Genomic DNA, 23846 nt, shown 5'->3' on the forward strand with positions numbered 1-23846 from the left:
TGTGATTAGTGACCATTTATGTCAACGGTCACAACTGCGGATTTTAGGGCGACAGGCTTCTCAGCACCAATCCGGCCAGTTGTGCGGGCGCCTCGTCCGCATGGTCGAGGCTGTGCTGCAGCATCACCGGGTTCAGGTAGGGGAGCATGACCAGGAAGATGGCGCGCCCGGTTTCATCCAGTGGCGTCTTGCGCTCGAAGTCGCCCCGCTGGCGCCCGGCATCGAGTATCTGCAGCAGCAGCTGATGCATGCGTTCCTCATAGGCCTGCGCTGCCTGCCAGCGCTCGGCCGACGCGGAAATGGCGATCTCGTACAGCTTGCGGTCTTCGGAGAAAAGCCGCAGCGTGACAGCGACGATCGCCTTGAACAGGCGCCGCAGCTGCTCGGGAGGCGCATCCGTGCTGGCGACGGCCTGGCGGATCTCCGCCTCCATCTCCATCAGGCAGTTGGAACAGATCATCTCGCCGATGACCTGCTTGGACTCGAAGAACTTGTAGATGTAGGCCTTGGAAAAGCCGATGGCCTTGGCAAGGTCGGACACCGTGGTTTTCTCGTAGCCGTAGCGGCTGAAATGCTCTTTCGCCGCAGTCACGATCTGTTGCCGGACATCGTGTTCGACCGGGCCGCGCGCAGAGGTCGGATAGACGTTGGTGGTGCTCATGCGGCCTAGCTTACTCCATCAAAAAAATACTATGCAAGTGACCATTTTGGAATATAGTCACAACGTCACCGCGCTTCTGACTGTTGAACATGCCGCGTCTTGCCGCCCCCGTCTTTCTGATGCTCGCCAGCCTCTGTGCAGGGTGTGCGGTAGGCCCTGACTACCAGCCGCCCGCCCCGGCCCTGCCCCAGGCCTACATGGGCAGCCGCGTTCTGGGTGAGACCAAGCCGCCCTCGCCGGCCTCCTCCACGGACCTTGCAGCCTGGTGGGCAGCCTTTGGCGATCCGCAGATGGCGCGCCTCGTCACGGCGGCACTGCAGCAAAACCTGGATGTTGCCCAGGCCGCTGGCCGCGTGCTTCAGGCACGCGCCGGGCTGGATGCGGCGGCAGCCGCCCTGCTGCCGTCGGCCCAGATCTCGGCGCAAACGGCCAGGAGCTATCAGTCGGTCGAGACTCCGCTAGGCCGGGTGCTCGACTCCATGCCGGGGTTCGATCGCTACGGCAGCGCCCAGGAGGCCAACCTCGGAGCCAGTTGGGAGCTTGATCTCTTCGGCGGCCTGCGCAGGGCCCGGCAGGCCTCCCTGGCCGAGTACCAGGCATCGGAAGCCGGCGCCACTGCCGTGCGGCTCGCGGTGGCCGCACAGACTGCGGACACCTATATCCAGATTCGCGGCCTGCAGGCGCGGCTGGCAGTGGCACGCTCGCAAGTGCAAGCCCAGCAGCAACTGCGCTCCATCGTCGAACTGCGGTTTGGCAAAGGACTGTCACCCGAGCTTCAGCTGCGCCAGGTCGAGGGAGCGCTCGCACGGGCACAAGCCACCGTCCCGCCGCTGGAAAATGCGCTCGAGGCCGCCCTCAACGCCATGGACGTGATGCTGGCCACGGCACCCGGCACGCACCGGGCCGAACTGGCCGATCCCCGCCCCGTCCCCGTATTGCCAACCCTTTCCCTGGCGGAGGCGCCCGGCGATCTGCTGCGGCGACGCCCGGACCTCATCGCGGCGGAGCGACGCCTGGCAGCGTCGAACGCACGCATCGGCGTGGCGATCGCCGAGTACTACCCGAAGCTGTCGATCAGCGGCCTGATCGGCAGCGCCACCTCCATCTCCGCAGGCAATCTCTTCAGCGCCGGCGCGTCGCAGGCAAGCGTTGTGGGCGGCCTGCGCTGGCGGCTGTTCGACTTCGGTCGCATCAACGCCCAGATCCACCAGGCGCAGGCACAGGAGGCGGAAAGCCTTGCCGCCTACCGGCAGTCGGTACTGCGCGCCACGGAAGAAGTGGAGAACGCCCTGGTCTCGCTGGACAAGCGGCAGGAGCTGATGACCGTGCTCGCCAGGGGCGCGGATGCGCTCACGCGGGCCCGGCAGGCCGCAGGCGCCGCCTACGACAAGGGCGTGGTCAGCCTGATCGAGGTACTGCAGGCGGATGAAAGCCTGCTGGGCGTGCTCGATGCACAGGCGCTGGCACGGACGGAGTCGGCGCGATCGACGGTCGCGATCTTCAAGGCACTTGGCGGCGGCTGGACGCCGGAGCCCCTGCCTTCCAGGGCGTTGGCGGCCGCCAGCCACGGTCTTCCCGCCAGCGTTGCCCCCTGAACCTGCCACTTCCCGAAAGGAGCCCCCTTTCCACACAGCAAAGAAACCGAACACCCCTGCGGGACATGCGGCCCAGGCGACCTGCCCAAGCAGGCGGCCGAAGCCATGGCCCGGCTCCACCCACTCCATCTGTCAAACCATGTCAAACACAACCCCCTCCCCCACCGTTGCTGCAGCCGCACGCATCCTGAAGCCGGCGCTTGCGGCCATCGCCTTCTCGACCTGCTTCGCAGCCCATTCGCAGCCGCAAAACGCCTCGGCAGCCACATCGGACGCAGCGCTTTCCCGCGCCGAAGTCATCGCCGATCTCGCACTCTGGCGCCGCGCCGGATTGGACCGCCATGCGGAGATATCGATCTCCTACGGAGTCGAAACGCCGGAATATCGGGCCGCATACCAGGAGTACCTGCGCCTTCGCAACAGCGAGGCGTTCCAGGCGGAGGTCCGCAAGGCGCTGAGTCGGTAAGGCGGAGCGCCTTCCCGCCCAGGCCATCGCTGCAGCGGCTGGCTGCCTGGGGACGTGGCCCGGGGCTTTGCCTACAGGCCCAGGTCGGACAGACCGGGGTGGTCATCGGGGCGACGCCCCAGCGGCCAGTGGAACTTGCGCTCCGACTCCTGGATGGGCATGTCGTTGATGCATGCGAAGCGCCGGCGCATGAGACCGTCGGCCTCGAACTCCCAGTTCTCGTTGCCGTACGACCGGAACCAGTTCCCGGCATCGTCGTGCCACTCATAGGCATAGCGGACCGCGATCCGGTTTTCTCCGTACAGCCAAAGCTCCTTGATCAGCCGGTAGTCAAGTTCCTTCTTCCACTTCCTCTCAAGAAGGGCCTGGGCCTCGGCGCGGCTGTTGGCGAACTCCGCCCGGTTGCGCCATTTCGTGTCGGGGGTATAGGCCATCGCGACCTTGGCCGCATCGCGTGTGTTCCATCCATCCTCGGCCAGACGGACCTTTTGGACGGCGCTTGCGAGCGAGAAGGGGGGCAGGGGTGGGCGAGTTTCCATGATGTGACCTTTTTAAAAGACGTAGAACGATCTGTCTACATGCGCCACTCTAACGGAGGTGGAACGATCTGTCTACAATGTCTTCATGAAAACTTCCCAGCCATCCTTCGAGTCATTGCCTCCCCGCGAGCGCATCCTGGTGGCCGCCCATGGCCTCTTCTACGCAGAGGGCATCCGGGCCACGGGTGTGGACCGGATCATCGAGCGGTCGTCGGTCAGCAAAGTCACCTTCTACCGCCAGTACGCCAGCAAGGACGACCTGATCCGGGCGTACCTCGACTACCGCCATGAACGGTGGATTTCCTGGTTCCAGGCCAGCCTGGCGCAGGCGAATGACGCGGGCTCGCCAGCGTTGGAGGCCCTCGCAACCACCCTCAGGAGCTGGTTCGGCCAGCCCGACTTTCGGGGCTGCGCCTTTCTCAACGCCGCCGCCGAACTGGGCTCGTCCGACCCTGAGATCCTGGCGACGGTCCGGCGGCACAAGCAGGAAATGTCGTCCGTGCTGGATCGCCTGTTCGGTGGCCATCCCGTGTCCGTGGGCGCTGCGCTCACCCTGGTGGCGGACGGCGCCATCGTCCATGCGCAGATGGGCCAGCCGATCGATGAAGTCATGGAGAACTTCAAGTCAGCGGCCGAGGGGGTTGTGGATCGGCCCCTGCCCTTGCGCTAGTGCCGCTGCGGGTGTGCCGTCTTGCGGCACATCGACCCTACCCCTTGAATCCTGGCCGAATTGCCTTATTATTAGCACTCGTTGGGCATGAGTGCTAACAGTCCTCTGTCCCACATTGCTTCGAATGCCGGCCCGCCGGGCCGGCAAGTCTTTGTTTCAACTTTGTTGATGATTTAGGAGTTGGTATGAACCTGCGTCCCCTGCACGATCGCGTGATCGTGAAGCGCCTCGAGAACGAAACCAAGACGGCTTCGGGCATCGTGATCCCCGAGAATGCCGCCGAGAAGCCCGACCAGGGCGAAGTGCTGGCAGTGGGCCCCGGCAAGAAGAACGACAAGGGCGAAGTGATCGCTCTGAACGTGAAGGTCGGCGACCGCGTTCTGTTCGGCAAGTACAGCGGCCAGACCGTCAAGGTCCATGGCGACGAACTGCTGGTGATGAAGGAAGACGACCTGTTCGCAGTCGTCGAAAAGTAATCCGCGCTTCGAAACCGCACTTTCCAACTGAATCCGGAGAATTGAAATGGCAGCAAAAGACGTAGTTTTCGGCGGCGAAGCACGCGCCCGCATGGTTGAAGGCGTGAACATCCTGGCCAACGCGGTCAAGGTCACCCTGGGCCCCAAGGGCCGCAACGTGGTGCTGGAGCGCTCCTTCGGCGCCCCCACCGTGACCAAGGACGGTGTCTCGGTCGCCAAGGAAATCGAACTCAAGGACAAGCTGCAGAACATGGGCGCCCAGCTCGTGAAGGAAGTGGCCTCCAAGACCAACGACATCGCCGGTGACGGCACGACCACCGCCACCGTGCTGGCACAGGCCATCGTCCGCGAAGGCGCCAAGTACGTGGCCGCCGGCCTGAACCCCATGGACCTCAAGCGCGGCATCGACAAGGCTGTCGCCGCCCTGGTGGAAGAGCTGAAGAAGCAATCCAAGGCCACCACCACCTCCAAGGAAATCGCCCAGGTCGGCTCGATCTCCGCCAACTCCGACGAATCCGTGGGCAGCATCATTGCCGAAGCCATGGACAAGGTCGGCAAGGAAGGCGTGATCACCGTTGAAGAAGGCAAGTCGCTGGCCAACGAACTCGACGTCGTCGAGGGCATGCAGTTCGACCGCGGCTACCTGTCGCCCTACTTCATCAACAACCCTGAAAAGCAGGTTGCCCTGCTGGACAACCCCTTCGTGCTGCTGTTCGACAAGAAGATCAGCAACATCCGTGACCTGCTGCCCACGCTGGAAGCCGTGGCAAAGGCCGGCCGTCCCCTGCTGATCATTGCAGAAGACGTCGAAGGCGAAGCCCTGGCAACGCTGGTGGTCAACACCATCCGCGGCATCCTGAAGGTTGTGGCTGTCAAGGCTCCTGGCTTCGGCGACCGCCGCAAGGCCATGCTGGAAGACATCGCCATCCTGACGGGCGGCAAGGTCATCGCTGAAGAAGTGGGCCTGGCGCTGGACAAGGTGACCCTGGAAGACCTGGGCCAGGCAGTGCGCATCGAAATCGGCAAGGAAAACACCACCATCATCGACGGTGCTGGCCAAGCTGCTGAAATCGAAGCCCGCGTCAAGCAGATCCGCATCCAGATCGAAGAAGCCACCAGCGACTACGACCGCGAAAAGCTGCAAGAGCGCGTGGCCAAGCTGGCTGGCGGCGTTGCCGTGATCAAGGTTGGCGCTGCCACCGAAGTCGAAATGAAGGAAAAGAAGGCCCGCGTTGAAGACGCCCTGCACGCTACCCGCGCTGCTGTGGAAGAAGGCATCGTGGCCGGCGGTGGCGTGGCTCTGCTGCGTGCCAAGCAAGCCGTGGGCGACCTGAAGACCGGCGATGCCGAGCAGGACGCCGGCATCAAGCTGATCATGAAGGCCATCGAAGCGCCCCTGCGCGAAATCGTGGCCAACGCCGGTGGCGAGCCCTCGGTGGTGGTCAACGCCGTGCTGAACGGCTCGGGCAACTACGGCTTCAACGCTGCCAACGACACCTACGGCGACATGCTGGAAATGGGTATCCTGGACCCGACCAAGGTGACGCGTACGGCCCTGCAGAACGCCGCTTCCGTGGCATCGCTGCTGCTGACGACCGAAGCCATGATCGCCGAGTCTCCCAAGGCTGAAGGCGGCCCTGCCATGCCCGACATGGGCGGCATGGGTGGCATGGGCGGCATGGGCATGTAATTGCCCGCCGCAACCGGGCAGGCCTTGCGCCATGCCCGGTTTGCCCAGCAAGACAAAGGCCGCCCTCGGGCGGCCTTTGTCATTGCATGAACGCTCTTGCCTATGTCTTTCAGGACACGGCCTGGCCCCAGGCCCGGCCCAGGCGTGCCACGGCCTCGGTGATCTGGGGCACGGTGGGCGCCGCATACGACAGGCGCATGCACAGGCCGGCCTTGTCTGCCGCATCGGCCGGGAAGAAGGCCTTGCCCGGCACATAGAGCACGCCCTGCTCCACCGCTGCCGTGAACAGCGCACGGGCCAGGGCCTGGGAATCGCCCGCAAGCCGCTGCGGCGGCAGCAGCCGGGCCCAGACGAACATGCCCCCCGCAGGCCGCACGAAGCGGATCTGATCGCCCAGCGCCGACTGCATGCCGGAGCACAGCGCATCCATGCGCGCCGCGTACTCGGCGCAGGCCTGGGCCAGCTGGGGCGCATAGCGGCCCGAGCGCAGATAGTGCGCGGCGATCATCTGCGCCAGCGGCGAGGTGCACAGATCGGCCGTCTGCTTGGCGATGGTGCAGCGGCGCAGCAATTGGGCGTCGGCCAGCATCCAGCCGATGCGCAGCGCAGGCGCCACGGTCTTGGACAGGCTGGACAGGTAGACCACGGGATTGGCCTGGGCGCCGCACAGCGCCAGGCCCGTTTCGTAGATCGACGGTTCGCGCTGGCCGGCAAAGCGCAGCTCGCCATAGGGATCGTCCTCGACGATGACAAAGCCATGCTGGCGCGCCAGCTCCACCAGGGCCGTGCGCCGCGCCGCGGGCAGCAGGGTGCCGCCCGGGTTGGAGAAGTTGGGCACGGTGTAGAGCATCTTGGGGGCGCGCGCATGGGGCCACTGCGCCAGCAGGCGGGCCAGGGCCTCGGTGTCCAGGCCCTGCTCGTCCGTGGGCACGGCAACGACCTGTGCCTGGGCCAGCTTCAGGGTCTGCAGCGTGGCCGGGTAGGCGGGCACTTCGACCAGCACCGGATCGCCGGGCTCGACCAGCACCTTGACCAGCAGATCGAAGGCCTGCTGCGAGCCCGTGGTCACGATCATGTCGGCCGGCGTGCAGGCAATGCCGCGCGTGGCGCACAGCGCGGCCAGGGCTTCGCGCAGCGCAAGCTGGCCTTCGCTGGCGCCGTACTGCAGGCTGGTGGCGGCATCCTGCTGCAGCGCGGCCATGGCGGCCTGCTGCAAACCTTCGGCATCGAACAGGCTGGGCGATGGATAGCCTCCGGCCAGCGAGAGCATGCCGGGACGGCTCAGGTAGGGAAACAGCTCGCGGATCGGCGAGCCTTCGGGCTGTGCGAACAGCGGGTTGAACAGATGGGCGGTGGGCGACGACGCGCCCTGGTCTGCGGTGCTCATGAAGGCCTCCGGCAAATGGCAAAAACAAAGGGGCGCACGCGCAGGCCTGGCGCCTGTGCATGCGCCCCGGGGAAGGGGATCAACGGTGGCGGGCTCAGCCCGGGTCGGCGCTTATGCGGCGACCTTGGTGGCCTGGCCGCGCAGCGCGCTGCGCAGCTGGTCGATGGATCGCTGCTGCGCCTGCTCGTACAGCGCGATCTCGTCATGCACGCGGGCACCCAGGTCGGCCTCGAAGGCCTGCTGGGCCGCATGGGCCGCGTACTGCTTTTGCTCTTCGCCGCCCAGGTTGGACTGGAAGATGCCGGCCGCGCTCACGGGCAGGAAGTCCTCGTAGACGATGGGCTCGGCCTGGGCCAGGCCGCGGGCGATCAGGGCGTCCAGGTCCGAGGCGGCGGCCGCTGCGGCCTCGCCTGCGGCCAGGGCGGCTCCCTCGTCGCTCAACGTGAAGCGGTAGAAGGCCAGGTCTTGCCGGCGCAGCTGCTCATGGGTGTCGGGGAAAGCCTCGAAGACCTGGGCCAGGCGGCTGCCGTAGTCGAGCGCGGCACTGCCTGCGCTGCCCATGTCGCGCACCTGGGCCAGCAGCTGGTCGTAGAGCGCGCGGCCCTTGCGCGTGAGCGCCACGCCGCGCTGCTCGATCTCGCCGAAGCGCGCCGTGTGCGAGCCCGCGCCCGTGGCATCGCCCGCAAAACGCACGGTCTCCTTGAGCGCCTTGAAGCTGGTCTGGCGCAGCAGGATGGGGCAGTCGCGGCGCGGCGGGCCTTCGACCACGTCCTTGGCGTCCATGCCGCGCTCGGGCATGGCGGCCTGGGCGGCATCGATGTCCAGGGTGCGCGGCGTCAGGTGGTTGATGTGCGGGCCCTTGAAGCAGACCACGTCGGCGATCAGGCGGTGGGCCTTGTGCAGCGCGTCGTAGGTGGTGCCGTCCACGGTGGACTCGCTGTGCCAGCGGAAGGTCTCCAGCGCCTCGCCGACGAATTCATCGGCCTCGGCATCGGTGAGGCCGCCGTTGGCCTCGGACTGGGCGATCAGCGCCAGCGCGCGTTCGGTGAAGATGTTGCGGCGCGCCAGGATGGCGGCGGCCTGGGCGCGCAGCGCCTCGTCGGCAATCAGGTCCAGGCGCAGCAGCGAGGTGAAGACGCGGAAAGGGTTGGCCAGCAGCGCCGCATCGCCCACGGGGCGGAAGGCCGTGGAGTGCACGGGCACGCCGGCCACCGACAGGTCGTAGTAGCCCACGGGCTCCATGCCCATGATGGCGAACAGGCGGCGCAGCATGGACAGCTCGGCCGCCGTGCCCACGCGGATGGCACCGTGGCGCTCCACGCCCAGGCGGGCCAGCTCGCCACTGCGCTGCATACGGGCCAGCAGCGCGGGCTCGGCCTGCAGCGTGCGCTGGTTGATGTCGGCCACGAGTTCGATCAGCGTGCCGTACTGGGGCACTTCATCGCGGTACATCTCGGACATGGCGCTGGAAAACCGTGCGCGGATCTCGTCGGAGGGCACGAAGGTGTGGGCAGGCGTAGAGGACATGGTGCTCGTGGGGACTGAAGTTGGAGCCACAGGGCAGCCCTGCGGCAGAGTGGATTCCTGGCACGCATGCTAGGTCTGCGCCTTGAGCCTGGTCAAACGATAATCAGGCCCATAGGTCATTCCCAAACAGAATGCCCCTCCCACGATTGCCCCACCGCCCTCTGCCATGCTGCTGTCCCGCCGTTTCCTGCCCCCCATGTCCCTGCTGTGCGCCTTCGAGGCGGCAGCCCGGCACCAGAGCTTCACGGCAGCTGCGGCCGAGCTGCACCTGACGCAAAGCGCCGTCAGCCGCCAGATCCGAGCGCTGGAGGAGCGGCTGGAGGCGGAGCTCTTTGTGCGCGAGCGCCAGACCGTGCGGCTCAGTCCGGCCGGCCAGGCCTATGCCCAGGAGATACGCGGCGCGCTGATGCGCATCTCCACCGCCACGCTGGGCTTTAGGGCCAACCCGCGCGGCGGCAGCCTCAACCTGGCCATCCTGCCCACCTTCGGCACGCGCTGGCTGGCGCCGCGCCTGCCGCAGTTCTTCAGTGCCCACCCGGGCATCACCATCAACCTGACGACGCGGCTGTCCCAGTTCGACTTCCAGCTCGAAGCCGTGGACGCCGCCATCCATTTCGGCCTGCCGCACTGGCCGGGCGCCGAGCTGGCCTTTCTGATGAGCGAGACCGTGGTGCCTGCCTGCAGCCCCGCCCTGCTGGCCCAGCATGGCTTTGCCCAGCCCCAGGACCTGCTGCAGGCGCCGCTGCTGCACCTGGCCTCGCGCCCCGATGCCTGGCAGCGCTGGCTGTCCGTGCACCATGCGCCCATGGCCGAGGGCCAGGGCATGCTGTTCGACCAGTTCGCCACCGCCGCCCAGGCCGCCATCGCCGGCGTGGGCGTGGCCTTGCTGCCACGCTTTCTGATCGAGCGCGAACTCGCCCAGGGCGACCTGGTGCGTGCCCTGCCCCATCTGCCCGAGATGGAAAGCGCCGAGCGCTACTACCTGGCCTGGCCCACGAGCCGCGGCAACTACCCGCCGCTGCAAAGCCTGCGCGAGTGGCTGCAGCAGGCAGCCCAGGATTTCATGCGGGACGGCCCGCAGCCCTGACGCCCGCAGCGCCTGCCACCAGCGCCTGCAGCGCCGCCACCGGCAACTGCCCGGCCAGGCCGATGGCCACGATGGCGGGCACCTGCTGCTGCGCGGGCGCGGGCGCTGATGCGGCACGCAGCCGGCCGCTGCGCCCGGCAAACTGAAGCTCGCTCCACTGGCCCGCCCCGGTCTGCACCACGCCCTTGAGCCGCAGCACGCCAGCCGGCATGGCCTGCAGCCACGCCTGCAGGGCCGTCTCGCACAGCCCCCCGGGCGGCTGGCAGGACCAGGTCTCGAACTGCCGGCCATGCATGGGGCGCGCAGTGCCAGTACCCCATGAGACCTCCCGCACGCCACGCATCAGGGCTGCGCCGCTGAGCAGTTCCACGGGCACCCGGGCTTCGCGCACATCGCAGCGTTGCGCGGCTGGCGCGTGGCGGGCTATCCAGCCGTGCACGCGCTCCAGGGTCCGGGTATCGGCCAGATCGGTCTTGTTGACGATGACCAGGTCGGCCCTGGCCACCTGGCGCTGCAGCGTGTCGGCCAGCAGCGGATCGGCCGCCTGCCCGGGCAGGGCAGCGGCATCGACGACCACGATGACGCCGTCCAGCGCCAGTGCGGGATCGGCCAGGCCCAATTGGGCGATGCGCCAGGGGTCGGAGACGCCGCTGGCCTCGACCACCACGGCGTCGAAGCGCTCGCGCTGCTGCAGCACGCCGATCAGGGCCATGGACAGGTCATCGCCGATCTGGCAGCACACGCAGCCATTGGTCAGCGCGATGGTGTCGCCGCTGTGGGCCTTGATCAGGCCTGCATCGATGTTGAGCGCGCCGAAGTCGTTGACCAGCACGGCCAGCCGCTGGCCATCCGCATGGCGCAGCCAGTGGTTGAGCAGCGTGGTCTTGCCGGCGCCCAGGAAGCCGCCGATGACCGTGAACGGCAACCGCTGCCCCATGTCATGCCGCCTTGAAGACGCGCCCCGACAGCACCGTGCCCCAGACCCGGAGGTCCTTGAGCACCATGGGGTCCAGGGACAGCGGATCGTCCTCCAGCACGCAGAAGTCGGCGCGCTTGCCGCATTCGATGCTGCCGATCTCGTGGTCCAGCTTCAGTGTCCAGGCCGCGCCCAGCGTGACGGCATGCAGGGCCTGGGCCACGGTCAGGCGCTCGGCCGCGCCCAGCACGCGGCCCTTGGGCGTGATCCGGTGGACCGCGCACCAGGCGGTGAACAGCGGCCCCAGCGGCGTGACGGGCGCATCCGAGTGGATGGCCAGCGGCACGCCGGCGGCCAGCGCGCTGGCGCAGGCATCGAGCCGCATGGCCCGGTCCGGCCCCATGGTCATCTCGTAGTGCTGGTCGCCCCAGTACCAGAGGTGGTTGGCGAACAGGTTGGCGCACAGGCCCAGCGCCGCCATGCGGCGAAACAGCGGCGCATCGATCATCTGGCCATGCTGCAGCGTGTGGCGGTGGTCGGGCCGGGGCGCGCGGGCCAGCACGCGGCCTATGGCGTCGATGGCGGCTTCGCTGGCCTCGTCGCCATTGGTGTGCGTATGGATGAGCAGGCCCGCACGGTGGTAGGTCTCGAAATCGGCCTCGTACTGCGCGGGCGCCGTGACCCAGATGCCGTTGGGCGCGCCGTTGTAGTGACCGGGCCAGCGCAGGCGCGCCGAAAAGCCCTGGATGGAGCCGTCCAGCATCATCTTGACCAGGCCGTAGCGCAGCCGGTCGGTGTTGCGCGCCATGAGCGTGCGCACATGCCCGGCGCCGGCCTCGGCGCCATGCGTGCCGTGAAACGCCTGGAAGGCGGGCAGGATGCGGATGGGCACCTGGTCGTCGGCCAGCGCGGCCTCCAGCACGCGGCAGTCCTGCTCGCCCAGCCTGTTGACCAGGTCGGTGGCCGTGGTCACGCCCTGGCGGCAGGCCAGGCGGGCGAAGGAGCGCACACCGGCCTCGGTCATGGGCGCCAGCAGCCCGGCGTTGCCGATCTTGCGCAGCACCAGGAACATGGCGGCCGGCTCCTGCAGCTCGCCCGTGGGCTCGCCCGCCAGGGCGTGGCCGGGCGCAAAGCGCACCACGCCCTCGACCTCGTTGTCGCGCGTGATCTCGGCCAGGCGCAGCATGGCGCTGTTGACGTTCATCAGGTGGCCGTTGGCGTGCGAGATCACGATGGGACGGCCTCCTGCGGCGCGGTCCAGGTGCTCCACCGTCATGCGCTCGCCGCCAAAGTAGATGGGATCGAACCCCCAGGCGATCAGCGGCTGCCCGGGCGGCAGGCCCTGCGCATCCATGCGCGACGCCACCTCGGCCAGGCGGTCCACCACGGCATCCATGGAGCGCAGGCCGGGCCAGGTCTTGCCATCGGGGTCGCGCCGATCGAACCAGCCCGTGTATGTCCAATCCCACATGCTGCCTTCCTTGAGGTGGCAGTGGCCCTCCACCAGGCCGGGCAGCAGCACCTGGTCGGCAAAGCGCTCGTCGATGCGGCATTCGCCCCAGGCCGTGCAGCGCGCGAGGTCCCCGACCGCGAGGATGCGCCCGTCGCGCACGGCCACGTGCGTGGCCTCGGGCTGCATGGGGTTCATGGTGATGATCTTGCGGGCGGCGTAGACGGTGATGCTCATGGTGGCGGGTGCTCCGGGTTCACAGGGCCAGCGGCGCGCGCGGCACGCCATCGATGTGGTCCACGCGGATACATCGCACCCAGTGGCCGGGGGCGACTTCGCGCAGCGGGGGTTCCTCGGCCGAGCACGCAGGCACGGCCACGGGGCAGCGCCCGGCGAAGCGGCAGCCCGCAGGCGGGTCGATGGGACTGGGCGGATCGCCGGCCAGCCGGATGCGCCGCGCCGCGCGCTCGCGCCCGCCGCGCACCGTGGGCACGGCCGACATCAGGGCCACGCTGTAGGGATGCAGCGGCCGCGCGAAGAAGGCCTGGCGCGGTGCGCGCTCCACGATCTGGCCCAGGTACATGACGGCGATGTCGTCGCAGATGTGCTCGACCACGGCCATGTCGTGCGAGATGAACAGGTAGCTCAGGCCCAGCTCGCGCTGCAGCCGCGCCAGCAGGTTGAGGATCTGGGCGCGGATGGCGATGTCCAGCGCCGACACGGGTTCGTCGCAGACCACGAGTTCGGGCCGCGTGGCCAGGGCGCGCGCGATGTTGATGCGCTGGCGCTGGCCGCCCGAGAACTGGTGCGGGAACAGCTGGCGCTGCTCGGGCCGCAGGCCGACCTGGGTGAACAGCTCGGCCACGCGCGCCTCGCGCTCGGCCGGCGTGCCCACGTCCATCAGGTCCAGCGGAGCGCGCACCGCATCGCCCGCGCGCTGTCGCGGATTCAGCGAGGAAAACGGGTCCTGGAACACGATCTGCATGCGCCGCCTTGCCTGGCGCAGGGCCTCGCCCGACAGGCCACCCAGGTCGGTATCGCCCAGCTGCATGCGGCCCGCCGTCACGGGCGCCAGGCGCATCACGGCCAGCGCCGTGGTCGTCTTGCCCGAGCCCGACTCGCCCACCACGGCCAGCGTGCTGCCGCGCCGCAGGCTGAAGGACACGCCGTCCACGGCCTTGACCACCTCGGGCCTGCCGAACAGGCCCTTGCCCGGGCGCGGAAAGTGGACCTGGAGATCGTCCACCTGCAAGAGGGTATCGTCCATGCGTGCGTTCATGCCAGGGCCTCCGTGTGGGCGCGGATGCGGGTAGCGGGAGCGTGCAGCCAGCAGGCCACGCCGTGGGATGGATCATCCAGCGCGACCAGCGGTGGTGCCTCGCTGGCGCAGCGCGGCTGGGCCTCGCGGCAGCGCGCACGAAAGGCGCAGCCGCTGCCCAGCTCCCAGATCGAGGGCACGACGCCCGGGATTTCCGGCAGCTCGGTGCGCCCGCCTGCCTGGCTGCTGCCCAGCTCCGGCAGGCAGGCGATCAGGCCGCGCGTGTAGGGGTGGGCGGGCGCCGACAGCACCTGCTCGCAGCGGCCCTGCTCGATCACGCGGCCCGCATACATGACCATGACGCGGTCGGCCATCTCGGCCACGGCCCCCATGTCGTGCGTGATCAGCACGATGGCCGTGCCCTTGTCGCGCTGCAGCTCGCGCAGCAGGTCGAAGATCTGCGCCTGCACGGTCACGTCCAGCGCCGTGGTGGGCTCGTCGGCGATCAGGATGTCGGGCCGGCAGGCCAGGGCCATGGCGATCATCACGCGCTGGCGCATGCCGCCCGACAGCTGGTGCGGGTACTCGTGCACGCGCCGCTCGGGCGCGGGGATGCCGACCTGCCGGAGCATTTCCACGGCGCGTTGGCGCGCGGCGCCCGCATCCAGGCCGGCGTGCAGGCGCAGCGGCTCGGCGATCTGCTCGCCCACGGTGAGCACCGGGTTCAGCGAGGTCATCGGCTCCTGGAAGATCATGGAGATGCGGTTGCCGCGCACCTGGCGCATATGGGCCTCGCCGGCGGCCACCAGGTCCTCGCCCTGGAAGCGCACCTGCCCGCCCGTGATGCGGCCCGGAGGCGAGGGAATGAGGCGCAGCAGCGCCAGCGCCGTCATGCTCTTGCCGCAGCCGGATTCGCCGACCACGCACAGGGTCTCGCCCGCGCGCAGATCGAAATCCACGCCGTTGAGCACCGTGGCCTGGCCGCGCCGGCCCTGGAAGGCCACGCGCAGGCCGCTCACTTGCAACAGGAGGGTGTCGGTGTCCATCAGCGCTCCCTCAGCTTGGGGTTGAGTGCATCGTTGAGGCCGTCGCCGATCAGGCTGACGGCCAGCACGGTGACGAAGATGGCGGCACCGGGAAAGGCCACGGCCCACCAGCACGACAGCAGGTACTGGCGGGCCGACCCGATCATCAGGCCCCAGCTCATCTGGTTGGGGTCACCCAGGCCCAGGAAGGACAGGCCGGCTTCGAACAGGATGGCGGCGCCCACGGCCAGCGTGGCCGACACCACCAGCGGCGGCAGCGCATTGGGCAGGATCACCTTCCAGATGATGCGGCCGTGGCGCGCGCCGATGGCGCTCTCCGCGCGCACGAATTCAAGCTGGCGGATGCGCATGAACTCGGCCCGCGTGAGCCGCGCCGTGGCCGGCCAGCTCACGCTGCCGATGGCCAGCGTGACCGTCACCAGCGAGGGCGAGAACAGCGTGACCACCACCATGGCGAACAGCAGTGCGGGCAGCACCTGGAAGAACTCGGTCACGCGCATCAGCAGGGCATCGACGCGGCCGCCGTAGTAGCCCGCCATCGCCCCCAGCGTCACGCCGATGCACACCGACAGCAAAGCCGCGAAGGCGCCCACCATCAGCGTGGCGCGGCCGCCGTGGATGATGCCCGTGAGCACGTCGCGCCCCAACTGGTCGCTGCCCAGCCAGGCCTCCTCGCTGAACGGCGGGCTCAGCGGCATGGTGCGGATCTCGAACGGGTCCGCAGGCCAGATCCAGGGGCCGGCGATGGCCACCAGCAGCACAAAGAGCAGCATGGCCATGCCGGCAATGGCCGAGGGGTTGCGCAGGAACATGCGCAGCGCTTCGCGCGCCGGGTGCTCGGCATGGGCTGCGGCCTGAGGCGCCGCGACGCTCGCCACGGACACGGAAGGTGGTGTGATGGCATTCATGGTCTCAGGCCGCCTTGATGCGGGGATCGATCAGCCGGTAGCACAGGTCGGTGACGAGATTCATCACGACCACGACGATGGAGGAGAACAGCAGCACGCCCAGGATGGTCGGGTAGTCGCGCCGCAGCACCGAGTCGAAGGCCAGCCGGCCCAGGCCCGGCCAGTTGAAGACCGTCTCTACGATGATGGCGCCGGCCATGACGTTGCCGAACTGCAGGCCCAGCATGGTCACCACGGGCAGCAGCGCGTTGCGCAGCGCATGGCGGTAGAGCACCACATGCTCGGCCAGCCCCTTGGCGCGCGCCGTGCGGATGTAGTCGGCGCCCAGCACGTCCAGCATGGACGAGCGTGACAGCCGGCTGTACTGCGCCAGGTAGACCAGGGCCAGTGTCAGCGCGGGCAGCACCAGGTGCCGGGCCACGTCCAGCAGGTCGGCAAGGCCTGCGCCGCCTGCGGCATCGGCCGAGCGCATGCCCGACACCGGCAGCACGGGCCACCAGGAGGCAAAGGCCAGCACCAGCAGCATGCCGGTCCAGAACACGGGCGCCGCAAAGCCCACCAGGGACAGCACGGTGATGCACTGCGACAGCAGGCCGTTGGGCCGGCGCGAGGACAGCACGCCCAGCAGCGTGCCCACCACGAAGGCCGTGAGCACGGCGGCCAGCACCAGCAGCAAGGTGGCGGGCACGCGCTCGGCAATCATCTGCGCCACCGGCAGGTTGAAGAAGTAGGAGTAGCCCAGATCACCACTGGCCACGCGCGCCAGGTAGATGCCCAGCTGCACGGGCAGCGGCCGGTCCAGCCCGTAGCGTGTGCGCAGCTCGGCCATGAGCTCGGGCTCCATGCCGCCGCTGGCGCCGGCAATGGTCTCCACGGGATCGCCGGGCGCCGCATGCACCAGCATGAAGTTCAGCACCACCACGGCCAGCACCAGCGCCAGGCCCTGCAGCAGCCGCTTGAGGAGTGTGCGAAGAAAAGCCATGGACTGCACCTCCCGACTACTTCAGAAAGATCTCGTCGTAGGGCGAGGCCGGCCCCCAGATCGTGGTCGGCAGGTTGCCCACGTTCTTGCGCGCAGCCGTGTGGTAGGGCGAGTTGTTGATGAAGATCACCGGCAGCTCGTCCGTCACGGTCTTCTGGAAGGCCGCATAGAGCTTCTTGCGCTCGGCCGTGTCCAGCGTGCTGCTGGCCGTGTTCAGCAGCTCGTCCACCTTGGGATTGCGGTAGGACTGGGTGTTGGTCCAGACCACGGGCTTGATGTTGGTGGACAGGTAGCTGCGGTGCACGCCGATGACCGGGTCGCCCCAGTTGAAGACGATGTCCATGGACAGGTCGAAGTCGTGCGTGGCCAGGCGCCGGGCCCAGGCAGGGAAGTCGGCCGAGGCCCGCACCTCGACCGCGATGCCGACCTTCTTGAGCTGGGCGCGCACGTACTCGGCCACGTTCTTTTGCTGCTCGTCCGTGCCGGGCAGGTAGTCGATGGTGATCTTGAAGCGCTCTCCGTTGGAGGCGGGCTTGAGGCCGGCCTCGTCCAGCAGGGCCGCCGACTTCTTGAGGTCCAGCGGATAGCGCACCAGGTCGGCCGAGGCAAAGGGGCTGGCCGCCACGATGGGGCCGTCGGCCACGGTGGCGAAGCCGCCCATCAGCGCCTTGGTGATGAAGTTCTTGTCGATGGCATGCGCAATGGCCTTGCGCACGCGCACATCGTCCAGCGGCTTCCTGTCGGTGTTGATGGCCAGCCAGTTGATCGAGCCTATGCCCTCGAAGCCCTTGCCGGTCAGCGTGATCTGGGGATTGGTGGACAGGCGCTTCAGGTCGATGGAGGCCTGCAGGTAGGGCACCATCTGCACGTCGCCGCGCTCCAGGCTCAGCAGCAGGCTGGAGGAGTCGGGCACGATGTTGAAGACCAGCTTGTCCAGGTAGGGCCGGCCGGGCAGGAAGAACTTGTCGAAGCGCTCCATCACGATGCGCTGGCCCGCGCGGAACTCGGTCAGCTTGAACGGCCCCGAGCCCACCACGTCGGCGCTGTTGCGCGCGTGGGTCTTGAGGTCGGCACCATCGCCATAGATGTGCTTGGGCAGTATGGGCGCCAGCGCCGGGCTCATGGCCAGCAGGATGGCCGGATGCGGCGCGTTCATGCGGATGATGGCCGTGTAGGGGTCGGGCGTGTCCACCTTCTCCACGGGCCCCAGCATGGTCTGGAACGGGTGGTTGGCCTTGATGGCCATGATGGAGAAGGCCACGTCGGCCGAGGTGATGGGCTTGCCGTCGTGGAACACGGCATTCCTGCGCAGGTTCAGGGTCAGCGACTTGCCGTCCTCGGCCAGCTTCCAGGACTCGGCCAGGTAGGGCTGGGGCTTCCACTGGTCATCGAAGCGCAGCGGGCTGGCGAACAGCTGGGTGGAAGGCATGGCCGTGGCAATGCCCGATTGCACGGCGCCGTTCAGGTGCCGTGGCACCTGGGTGCTGCCCACGATCAGGGTGCCGCCGCGCTGCGGCTCCTGGGCCTGCAGCGGCGTGGCCGCCAGGCCCGCCAGCGCGCCGGCCAGGGCCAGGGCCGCCAGGGCGCGGCGTCGGAAAGTGATGGTGTGCATGGACTGTCTCCCTCGTTGGATCGCCAGGCCGCGCGGCTCGCTGCCTTCAATCCAGAATACGCAACAAGGGCACGGGCCGCGGGGGCCACAGCCGTCCAAACGTAGGAGCCAGAGGCCCGGTGTTTACCCGCGTCGGCCGGCCCAAACCTTTACTTGCCCGCACCCGCACCGCAACATGGCGCCGACCGCGCGCCCTCTGCCCGGCCGCGCCAAGAACGCCCCCCGATTGCCTCCGTTGCGCCATGAGCACCCCTTCCGCCACAGACCCACGCCACCAGTGGGCCCGCCTGTTCGCGCTGCCCGAGCAGCCCGGCCTTCCCCTGAAGGACCGCCTGCGCCTGGCCCTGGTCCAGCCCATCCTCGAAGGCCGCCTGCCGCCCGGCGCGGCCATGCCACCCTCGCGCGAGCTGTCGCGCCTGCTGGAGGTGTCGCGCAATACCGTGACCACGGTCTACGAGCAGCTGGTGGATGAAGGCTTTCTGGAAGCCCGCCCGCGCAGCGGCGTGTTCGTGGCCCGGGATTCGCGCCTGGCTGGTGTGGACGGCGCCCTGGCCCTGCCTGCGACAAGTCCCGGGGAGCCCGCACCGGACTGGTCTGCACGCGTGCTGCGCTCGCTGACGGACAGGCACACGCTGTCCAAGCCGCTGCAGTGGCGCGAGTACCCCTACCCCTTCGTCTACGGCATGCACGATCCCGCGCTGTTTCCCACCGAAGGCTTCCGGGAATGCTGCACGCGCAGCCTGGCGCGCGCCCAGCTGCCGCACTGGACGCCGGACTTCGAGACCGACGATGTTCCCGACCTGATCGAGCAGATCCGCCTGCGCCTGCTGCCCAGGCGCGGGGTGTTCGCGCTCAAGGAAGAGATCCTGGTCACCGTGGGCGCGCAGCAGGCCTTCTACCTGCTGGCCGACGCGCTGCTGGCCCCCTCGCAGCGGCTGGGCTTCGAGGAGCCCGGCCACCCGCATGCGCGCAACACTTTTTCGCTGCGCCGCCCGCATTGGGTGCCAGTGGCCGTGGATGGAGAAGGCGTGGTGGTCGATGGCCTGCCGCCGCTGGACTACCTGTTCGTCACGCCCTCGCACCAGAGCCCCACCACCGTGACGCTGAGCCTGCAGCGGCGCGAGCAACTGCTGCGCCGCGCCGAGCAGGGCGATTTCGTGATCATCGAGGACGACTACGAGGCCGAGAACCTCTACCAGGGCACGCCCATGCCCGCGCTCAAGAGCCTGGACAAGGGCGGGCGTGTGATCTATGTGGGGTCGCTGTCCAAGAGCCTGTCGCCCGCGCTGCGGCTGGGCTACATCGTTGCGCCGCGCGCGCTGATCGACGAGTTGCGCGTGCTGCGCCATGCCATGGTGCGCCACCCCAGCGCCTTTCTGCAGCACGCCTATGCGCTGTTCCTGTCGCTGGGCCACCATGAGGCCCATGCGCGCCGCGTGAACCAGGCCATGCTGGAGCGCGTGGCGCAGGTGGACCGCTCGCTGCGCGCGCACCTGCCGGATTTCATCTTCCGCCAGCCCCAGGGCGGCGCATCGCTGTGGGTGCAGGCACCGGCGTGGCTGGACGCCGATGCGCTGGCCGCCGTGGCGCGCCGCCACGGCGTGCTGATCGAGGCAGGCAGCGCGTTCTTTGCGACGCCGCGCCAGCCCTGCCCCTTTTTCCGGCTGCGCCTGTCCTCCATTGCCCTCGATCAGATCGATGCCGGCATCCAGGCGCTGGCACGGGCGGTGATGGAGCTGGACTCAGCCCGCAATCACTGCTGCGCGTAGGATTCCAGCGGCTTGTCGTTGGGCTTTTGCAGCAGCTGCTTGAGCAGGTCGCTCATGGGCAGGTTCAGCGGGGCATTCTTGGGCGGAATGGGCTGCACGAACCACTTGTCGTAGATCTTCGCCACTTCGCCCGAGGCCATCATGCCCACCAGCACGTCGTCCACGGCCTTCTTGAAGGCGGGGTCATCGCGGCGGAACAGGATGGCGATGGGCTCGGAGCCCAGCACCTCGCCCACGATCTTGAAGCCTGCCGGGTTCTTGGAGTTGGCGATGACGCCGGCCAGCAGGTTGTCGTCCAGCACGAAGGCATCGGCACGGCCCGATTCGAGCATCAGAAAGCTCTCGAAATGGTCCTTGCCCAGCGAGGTGGGCAGGTTCACGCCATTGTCGCGCCCGTACTTGCGCAGCAGCTGCACGGCGGTCGTGCCGGCCGAGGCCGCCACGGGCTTGCCGTCGAGCTGCTTGAAGGAGGTGATGCCCGAGTCGGCGCGCACGGCCATGCGCACCTGGCTCACGTAGGTGGTCACGGCAAAGGCCACCTGCTTTTGGCGCGCGAGATTGTTCGTGGTCGGGCCGCAGCCGATGTCCACGGTGCCGTTCTGCACCAGGGGCATGGTGTTCTGCGAGGTCAGGGCCATGTACTCGATCTTGGCCTTGGGCACGATCTGCGCCAGCACCTTCTCGCACAGCTCCACGTGGTAGCCCACGTACTTCTGCGTGGTGCCGAAGGCATAGGCCATGGGCGCCGAGCTTTCGCGCACGCCCATCACCACCTTGCCTGTGCTCTGGATCTTGTCCAGCGTGCCGGCCGCCTCCTGTGCATGGGCAGCGCCAGTTGCCGCCACCACACATGCCATCGCCACATGGGCCAGTACGAATCGCATCGAGGGTCTCCTTGGATAGTTGTTGCAGGTCCGAAGGCGCGCTGCGCCTCCACCCTGCCGTGCCGCCGTCACCGGCTGCCTCCAGGCAGGGCCGCCGTCAAGGCGATTGCATCAACTATCGAGCAATCAGGCGCCTGTGCATAACGATGAAATGGAAGAAGGTCATGCTCCACCCACATGACCCGGCACCCTGCTGGTGCGCCGCGGGAGCCACAGGCCCGCCGCGCCCGGTCAGCCGGCCGACCCTGCCGCAAGCCGGTGCATGAGGCCCTGCGTCGAGGCATCGACGCCCTGCCAGTCGCCGCTGTCCTGGCGCGCATGCAGCTGGCGCGCCAGGTGCTTGCCCAGCTCCACGCCCCACTGGTCGAAGCTGTTGATGCCCCAGACCGCACCGGCCGAGAAGACACGGTGCTCGTACAACGCGATCAGTGCGCCCAGCGATGCCGGGTCCAGCTGCTGCAGCAGCAGGAAGCTGCTGGGCCGGTTGCCCGCGCAATGGCGCTCTGCCCCTTCTTCTCCGTGGCGCCCCTCCATCAGGGCCTGGGCCTGGGCAATGGCGTTGACGACCAGGCTCTGGTGGTGGGCGCCCAGGTATTTGCCGCCGTCGCGCAGCGCGATGAACTCCACGGGAATCACGTCCTGGCCCTGGTGCAGCATCTGGAAGAAGGCATGCTGGCCATTGGTGCCGGGCTCGCCCCAGATCACGGGCGCCGTGCGCACGGGCAGTGTCTGCCCGTCGCGCGTCACGCCCTTGCCGTTGCTCTCCATCTCCAGCTGCTGCAGGTAGGCGGTCAGCCGCCGCAGGCCATGGCTGTAGGGGGCAATGCAGCGGCTGGAGAAGCCGCAGAAATCGCGGTACCAGACATCCAGCAGGCCCAGGCGCAGCGGCAGGTTGCCCTCCACGCCGGAGGAAAAGAAATGCGCATCCATGGCATGGGCGCCATCCAGCAGCGCGCGAAACTGCGCCGCGCCGATGGCAATGGCCACCGGCAGGCCGATGGCCGACCACAGCGAAAAACGGCCGCCCACCCAGTCCCAGAAACCCAGCGTGCGGCGGATGCCGAAGTCGGCTGCGGCCTGCACATTGGTGGTGAGCGCCACGAAGTGCCGGTCGATGGAGCATGCGGCCTGCGGATCCTCGCTGCCGCCCTGCTCCAGGAACCACCGGCGCGCCGAGTGCGCGTTGAGCATGGTCTCGGCCGTTGTGAAGGATTTGGAGGCGATCAGGAACAGCGTGCTGTGCGGGCGCACGCGGCGCAGCACATGGCCGAGCTCATGGCCATCGACGTTGGAGACGAAATGGAAATTCTTGCCCGCATCGACCCAGTCCTCCAGCGCATTGACCACCACTTCGGGGCCCAGGTGCGAGCCTCCGATGCCGATGTTCACGATGTCGGTGATGCCCTCGTCGCCACGCACCTGCTCGGCCAGGGCCAGCATGGCGTCCAGCGTCTCGTGCACCTGGCCCAGCGCCTCGTGCATGGCCGGCTGCCACTGCTGCACGGTGGCGCAGTGGCGCAGCTGGCCGCCGTCGCGCGGCATGCGCAGCAGCCAGTGCATGACGGCACGGCCTTCGGTACAGTTGACGGGCTCGCCGGCCAGCATGGCGTCGCGCTGGGCCAGCACGCCGGTCTGCTGCGCCAGCTCGCGCAGCAGCTCTTCGGTGCGCTCGGTCCAGAGGTTCTTGGACAGGTCGGCAAAGACATGGGGCGCCTGCTGGCTCAGCGCGTCCAGCCGGCCCGCGTCCGCGGCAAAGGCCTGGCGCAGATCCAGGGTCTGGATGTCTTCGTGGAAATGGCTTTCAAGTGCCGGCCATGCCGGCAAGGTATTGCACAGAACGGGCAAGGTCTTCATCCAATCAGTCTGCGGCCTGCTGCATCAATGCTTCGAGCTTGCGCGTGTCGGCAGCAAAGGCGCGAATGCCTTCGGCCAGCTTTTCGGTGCCCATGGCGTCTTCGTTGAGGGCCAGGCGGAACCCGGCCTCGTCGTAGTGCACGGGATCGAGCTCCAGGGTCCGCGCCGCCTCGGGGTCCAGGGCGCGCGACAGGGGCGCATCGCTGGCGCCCAGCTGGGCCAGCAGTTCGGGGGCAATGGTCAGCAGGTCACAGCCGGCCAGCGCCACGATCTGGCCCGTGTTGCGAAAGCTCGCGCCCATGACCTCGGTGGCGATGCCGAAGTGCTTGTAGTGCTCGTAGATGGCGCGCACGGAACGCACGCCGGGGTCGTTGGCGCCGGCCATGGCGGCCTCGTCCCACTGGGCGCCGGCCTGCTTCTTGTACCAGTCGTAGATGCGGCCCACGAAGGGCGAGATCAGCTGCACCTTGGCCTGGCCGCAGGCCACGGCCTGGCAGAACGAGAACAGCAGCGTGAGGTTGGTGTGGATGCCGCGCAGCTCCAGCTGGCGCGCCGCCTCGATGCCTTCCCAGGTGGAGGCGATCTTGATGAGCACGCGGTCGATGTGCACGCCTTCGGCCTGGTACAGCTCGATCAGGCGCTCGGCACGCGCCACGGTGGCCGAGGTATTGAAGGACAGGCGCGCATCGACTTCGGTGGAGACGCGGCCCGGAATGGTGTTCAGGATCTCGCAGCCGAAGCGCACCAGCATGCGGTCCATGACCTCGTCGAGGCTGCGGCCCTTGTACTGGGCCACGGTGGCACGCATCAGCGGTGCGTACTCGGGCTTTTGCACCGCCTTGAGGATGAGCGAGGGATTGGTGGTCGCATCCCGTGGCTGGAACTGGGCCAGCTGGTGGAAGTCGCCGGTATCGGCCACCACGGTCGTGTACTGTCGAAGCGCATCAAGCTGGTTCATGGAACATCCTTTGGGCGGGAGCCTGGCGAGGGGCGGCATCGCACCAGGGCGGTGCGGTTGTACCGGCAAATCCTCCGAGTGTATGCGCCCGCATGGTTTGCATTGGCGTCA

General features: G+C 68.1%; 21 protein-coding genes. 7 read left to right on the forward strand and 14 right to left on the reverse strand.

Translation table 11 applies throughout. From position 1 onward, the window contains the following. Positions 1-43: 43 nt before the first annotated feature. Complete coding sequence (locus DACI_RS28595; protein WP_012207452.1) at positions 44-661, reverse strand: TetR/AcrR family transcriptional regulator; 618 nt, start codon at positions 659-661, stop codon at positions 44-46. Between the two features lie 89 nt (positions 662-750). On the opposite strand from DACI_RS28595, the gene DACI_RS28600 reads away from it, so the two are divergent. Beyond that, positions 751-2256, forward strand: coding sequence for an efflux transporter outer membrane subunit (locus DACI_RS28600; RefSeq protein ID WP_012207453.1), 1506 nt, complete (start codon positions 751-753; stop codon positions 2254-2256). Between the two features lie 139 nt (positions 2257-2395). Beyond that, complete coding sequence (locus DACI_RS28605) at positions 2396-2722, forward strand: DUF4148 domain-containing protein (RefSeq protein ID WP_012207454.1); 327 nt, start codon at positions 2396-2398, stop codon at positions 2720-2722. A 71-nt stretch (positions 2723-2793) separates the two neighbouring features. On the opposite strand, the gene DACI_RS28610 is transcribed toward DACI_RS28605, so the two are convergent. Next, positions 2794-3261, reverse strand: a complete 468-nt coding sequence (locus DACI_RS28610) for a nuclear transport factor 2 family protein (RefSeq protein ID WP_012207455.1) — start codon at positions 3259-3261, stop codon at positions 2794-2796. Between the two features lie 85 nt (positions 3262-3346). On the opposite strand from DACI_RS28610, the gene DACI_RS28615 reads away from it, so the two are divergent. The 3 genes from DACI_RS28615 to groL all read left to right on the forward strand — a co-directional run bounded on the left by DACI_RS28615 (position 3347) and on the right by groL (position 6097). Then, positions 3347-3931 carry a TetR/AcrR family transcriptional regulator gene (locus DACI_RS28615; protein WP_012207456.1) on the forward strand — a complete coding sequence of 195 codons (585 nt, stop codon included), beginning with the start codon at positions 3347-3349 and terminating at the stop codon, positions 3929-3931. A gap of 185 nt (positions 3932-4116) precedes the next feature. Next, positions 4117-4407, forward strand: a complete 291-nt coding sequence (locus tag DACI_RS28620) for a co-chaperone GroES (RefSeq protein WP_012207457.1) — start codon at positions 4117-4119, stop codon at positions 4405-4407. Between the two features lie 46 nt (positions 4408-4453). Then, on the forward strand, positions 4454-6097 hold the full coding sequence (groL, locus tag DACI_RS28625; protein ID WP_012207458.1) for a chaperonin GroEL: 1644 nt from the start codon (positions 4454-4456) through the stop codon (positions 6095-6097). A gap of 109 nt (positions 6098-6206) precedes the next feature. On the opposite strand, the gene DACI_RS28630 is transcribed toward groL, so the two are convergent. Together DACI_RS28630 and hglS are read right to left on the reverse strand one after the other, a co-directional pair. Beyond that, positions 6207-7484, reverse strand: coding sequence for an aminotransferase-like domain-containing protein (locus DACI_RS28630; protein ID WP_012207459.1), 1278 nt, complete (start codon positions 7482-7484; stop codon positions 6207-6209). A gap of 111 nt (positions 7485-7595) precedes the next feature. Beyond that, the gene (gene hglS / locus DACI_RS28635; RefSeq protein ID WP_012207460.1) at positions 7596-9011 is read right to left on the reverse strand and encodes a 2-oxoadipate dioxygenase/decarboxylase HglS; all 1416 of its coding nucleotides are present in this window, start codon (positions 9009-9011) and stop codon (positions 7596-7598) included. A gap of 166 nt (positions 9012-9177) precedes the next feature. Here hglS and DACI_RS28640 point away from each other — a divergent pair, with 166 nt between their 5' ends. Further along, positions 9178-10098, forward strand: coding sequence for a LysR family transcriptional regulator (locus tag DACI_RS28640; RefSeq protein WP_012207461.1), 921 nt, complete (start codon positions 9178-9180; stop codon positions 10096-10098). Here the strand turns inward: DACI_RS28640 and DACI_RS28645 are convergent. The 7 genes from DACI_RS28645 to DACI_RS28675 are packed head-to-tail and all read right to left on the reverse strand — an operon-like array spanning position 10073 to position 18270. Next, positions 10073-11035 (reverse strand): CobW family GTP-binding protein, encoded by a 963-nt coding sequence (locus tag DACI_RS28645; protein WP_012207462.1) that lies wholly within the window; start codon positions 11033-11035, stop codon positions 10073-10075. The two genes, DACI_RS28640 and DACI_RS28645, sit on opposite strands and share 26 nt — an antisense overlap. Before the next feature lies 1 nt (position 11036). Beyond that, positions 11037-12701, reverse strand: coding sequence for an amidohydrolase (locus DACI_RS28650; RefSeq protein ID WP_012207463.1), 1665 nt, complete (start codon positions 12699-12701; stop codon positions 11037-11039). Positions 12702-12720: 19 nt separating this feature from the next. Further along, positions 12721-13743 (reverse strand): ABC transporter ATP-binding protein, encoded by a 1023-nt coding sequence (locus DACI_RS28655; RefSeq protein WP_012207464.1) that lies wholly within the window; start codon positions 13741-13743, stop codon positions 12721-12723. Further along, entirely contained in the window at positions 13740-14768 is a 1029-nt protein-coding gene (locus tag DACI_RS28660) for an ABC transporter ATP-binding protein (protein WP_012207465.1), read from the reverse strand. Before DACI_RS28660 ends, DACI_RS28655 begins: the two co-directional genes overlap by 4 nt. Beyond that, positions 14768-15676, reverse strand: a complete 909-nt coding sequence (locus DACI_RS28665; protein ID WP_012207466.1) for an ABC transporter permease — start codon at positions 15674-15676, stop codon at positions 14768-14770. Before DACI_RS28665 ends, DACI_RS28660 begins: the two co-directional genes overlap by 1 nt. Before the next feature lie 4 nt (positions 15677-15680). Further along, positions 15681-16658, reverse strand: a complete 978-nt coding sequence (locus DACI_RS28670) for an ABC transporter permease (RefSeq protein ID WP_012207467.1) — start codon at positions 16656-16658, stop codon at positions 15681-15683. A 16-nt stretch (positions 16659-16674) separates the two neighbouring features. After that, on the reverse strand, positions 16675-18270 hold the full coding sequence (locus DACI_RS28675) for an ABC transporter substrate-binding protein (RefSeq protein WP_012207468.1): 1596 nt from the start codon (positions 18268-18270) through the stop codon (positions 16675-16677). A 242-nt stretch (positions 18271-18512) separates the two neighbouring features. Between DACI_RS28675 and pdxR the strand changes: the two genes are divergently transcribed. Then, entirely contained in the window at positions 18513-20039 is a 1527-nt protein-coding gene (gene pdxR / locus DACI_RS28680) for a MocR-like pyridoxine biosynthesis transcription factor PdxR (protein WP_012207469.1), read from the forward strand. Here the strand turns inward: pdxR and DACI_RS28685 are convergent. The 3 genes from DACI_RS28685 to tal all read right to left on the reverse strand — a co-directional run bounded on the left by DACI_RS28685 (position 20024) and on the right by tal (position 23735). Then, on the reverse strand, positions 20024-20923 hold the full coding sequence (locus tag DACI_RS28685; RefSeq protein ID WP_012207470.1) for a transporter substrate-binding domain-containing protein: 900 nt from the start codon (positions 20921-20923) through the stop codon (positions 20024-20026). The two genes, pdxR and DACI_RS28685, sit on opposite strands and share 16 nt — an antisense overlap. Before the next feature lie 231 nt (positions 20924-21154). Then, positions 21155-22777 (reverse strand): glucose-6-phosphate isomerase, encoded by a 1623-nt coding sequence (pgi, locus tag DACI_RS28690; protein WP_012207471.1) that lies wholly within the window; start codon positions 22775-22777, stop codon positions 21155-21157. Between the two features lie 4 nt (positions 22778-22781). After that, positions 22782-23735, reverse strand: a complete 954-nt coding sequence (gene tal, locus DACI_RS28695) for a transaldolase (protein ID WP_012207472.1) — start codon at positions 23733-23735, stop codon at positions 22782-22784. Between the last annotated feature and the right edge of the window lie 111 nt (positions 23736-23846).

Source organism: Delftia acidovorans SPH-1, from assembly GCF_000018665.1.
GTDB lineage: Bacteria > Pseudomonadota > Gammaproteobacteria > Burkholderiales > Burkholderiaceae_C > Comamonas > Comamonas acidovorans.

Bases quoted from the DNA above. Each gene is read 5' to 3' on its own strand.
- DACI_RS28605 (WP_012207454.1), top strand. From the start codon at position 2,396: ATGTCAAACACAACCCCCTCCCCCACCGTTGCTGCAGCCGCACGCATC.
- DACI_RS28655 (WP_012207464.1), bottom strand. From the start codon at position 13,743: ATGAACGCACGCATGGACGATACCCTCTTGCAGGTGGACGATCTCCAG.
- DACI_RS28610 (WP_012207455.1), bottom strand. From the start codon at position 3,261: ATGGAAACTCGCCCACCCCTGCCCCCCTTCTCGCTCGCAAGCGCCGTC.
- tal (WP_012207472.1), bottom strand. From the start codon at position 23,735: ATGAACCAGCTTGATGCGCTTCGACAGTACACGACCGTGGTGGCCGAT.
- DACI_RS28645 (WP_012207462.1), bottom strand. From the start codon at position 11,035: ATGGGGCAGCGGTTGCCGTTCACGGTCATCGGCGGCTTCCTGGGCGCC.
- DACI_RS28600 (WP_012207453.1), top strand. From the start codon at position 751: ATGCCGCGTCTTGCCGCCCCCGTCTTTCTGATGCTCGCCAGCCTCTGT.
- hglS (WP_012207460.1), bottom strand. From the start codon at position 9,011: ATGTCCTCTACGCCTGCCCACACCTTCGTGCCCTCCGACGAGATCCGC.
- DACI_RS28665 (WP_012207466.1), bottom strand. From the start codon at position 15,676: ATGAATGCCATCACACCACCTTCCGTGTCCGTGGCGAGCGTCGCGGCG.
- DACI_RS28685 (WP_012207470.1), bottom strand. From the start codon at position 20,923: ATGCGATTCGTACTGGCCCATGTGGCGATGGCATGTGTGGTGGCGGCA.
- DACI_RS28595 (WP_012207452.1), bottom strand. From the start codon at position 661: ATGAGCACCACCAACGTCTATCCGACCTCTGCGCGCGGCCCGGTCGAA.
- DACI_RS28630 (WP_012207459.1), bottom strand. From the start codon at position 7,484: ATGAGCACCGCAGACCAGGGCGCGTCGTCGCCCACCGCCCATCTGTTC.
- DACI_RS28650 (WP_012207463.1), bottom strand. From the start codon at position 12,701: ATGAGCATCACCGTCTACGCCGCCCGCAAGATCATCACCATGAACCCC.
- DACI_RS28615 (WP_012207456.1), top strand. From the start codon at position 3,347: ATGAAAACTTCCCAGCCATCCTTCGAGTCATTGCCTCCCCGCGAGCGC.
- pgi (WP_012207471.1), bottom strand. From the start codon at position 22,777: ATGAAGACCTTGCCCGTTCTGTGCAATACCTTGCCGGCATGGCCGGCA.
- DACI_RS28640 (WP_012207461.1), top strand. From the start codon at position 9,178: ATGCTGCTGTCCCGCCGTTTCCTGCCCCCCATGTCCCTGCTGTGCGCC.
- DACI_RS28620 (WP_012207457.1), top strand. From the start codon at position 4,117: ATGAACCTGCGTCCCCTGCACGATCGCGTGATCGTGAAGCGCCTCGAG.
- DACI_RS28660 (WP_012207465.1), bottom strand. From the start codon at position 14,768: ATGGACACCGACACCCTCCTGTTGCAAGTGAGCGGCCTGCGCGTGGCC.
- pdxR (WP_012207469.1), top strand. From the start codon at position 18,513: ATGAGCACCCCTTCCGCCACAGACCCACGCCACCAGTGGGCCCGCCTG.
- groL (WP_012207458.1), top strand. From the start codon at position 4,454: ATGGCAGCAAAAGACGTAGTTTTCGGCGGCGAAGCACGCGCCCGCATG.
- DACI_RS28675 (WP_012207468.1), bottom strand. From the start codon at position 18,270: ATGCACACCATCACTTTCCGACGCCGCGCCCTGGCGGCCCTGGCCCTG.
- DACI_RS28670 (WP_012207467.1), bottom strand. From the start codon at position 16,658: ATGGCTTTTCTTCGCACACTCCTCAAGCGGCTGCTGCAGGGCCTGGCG.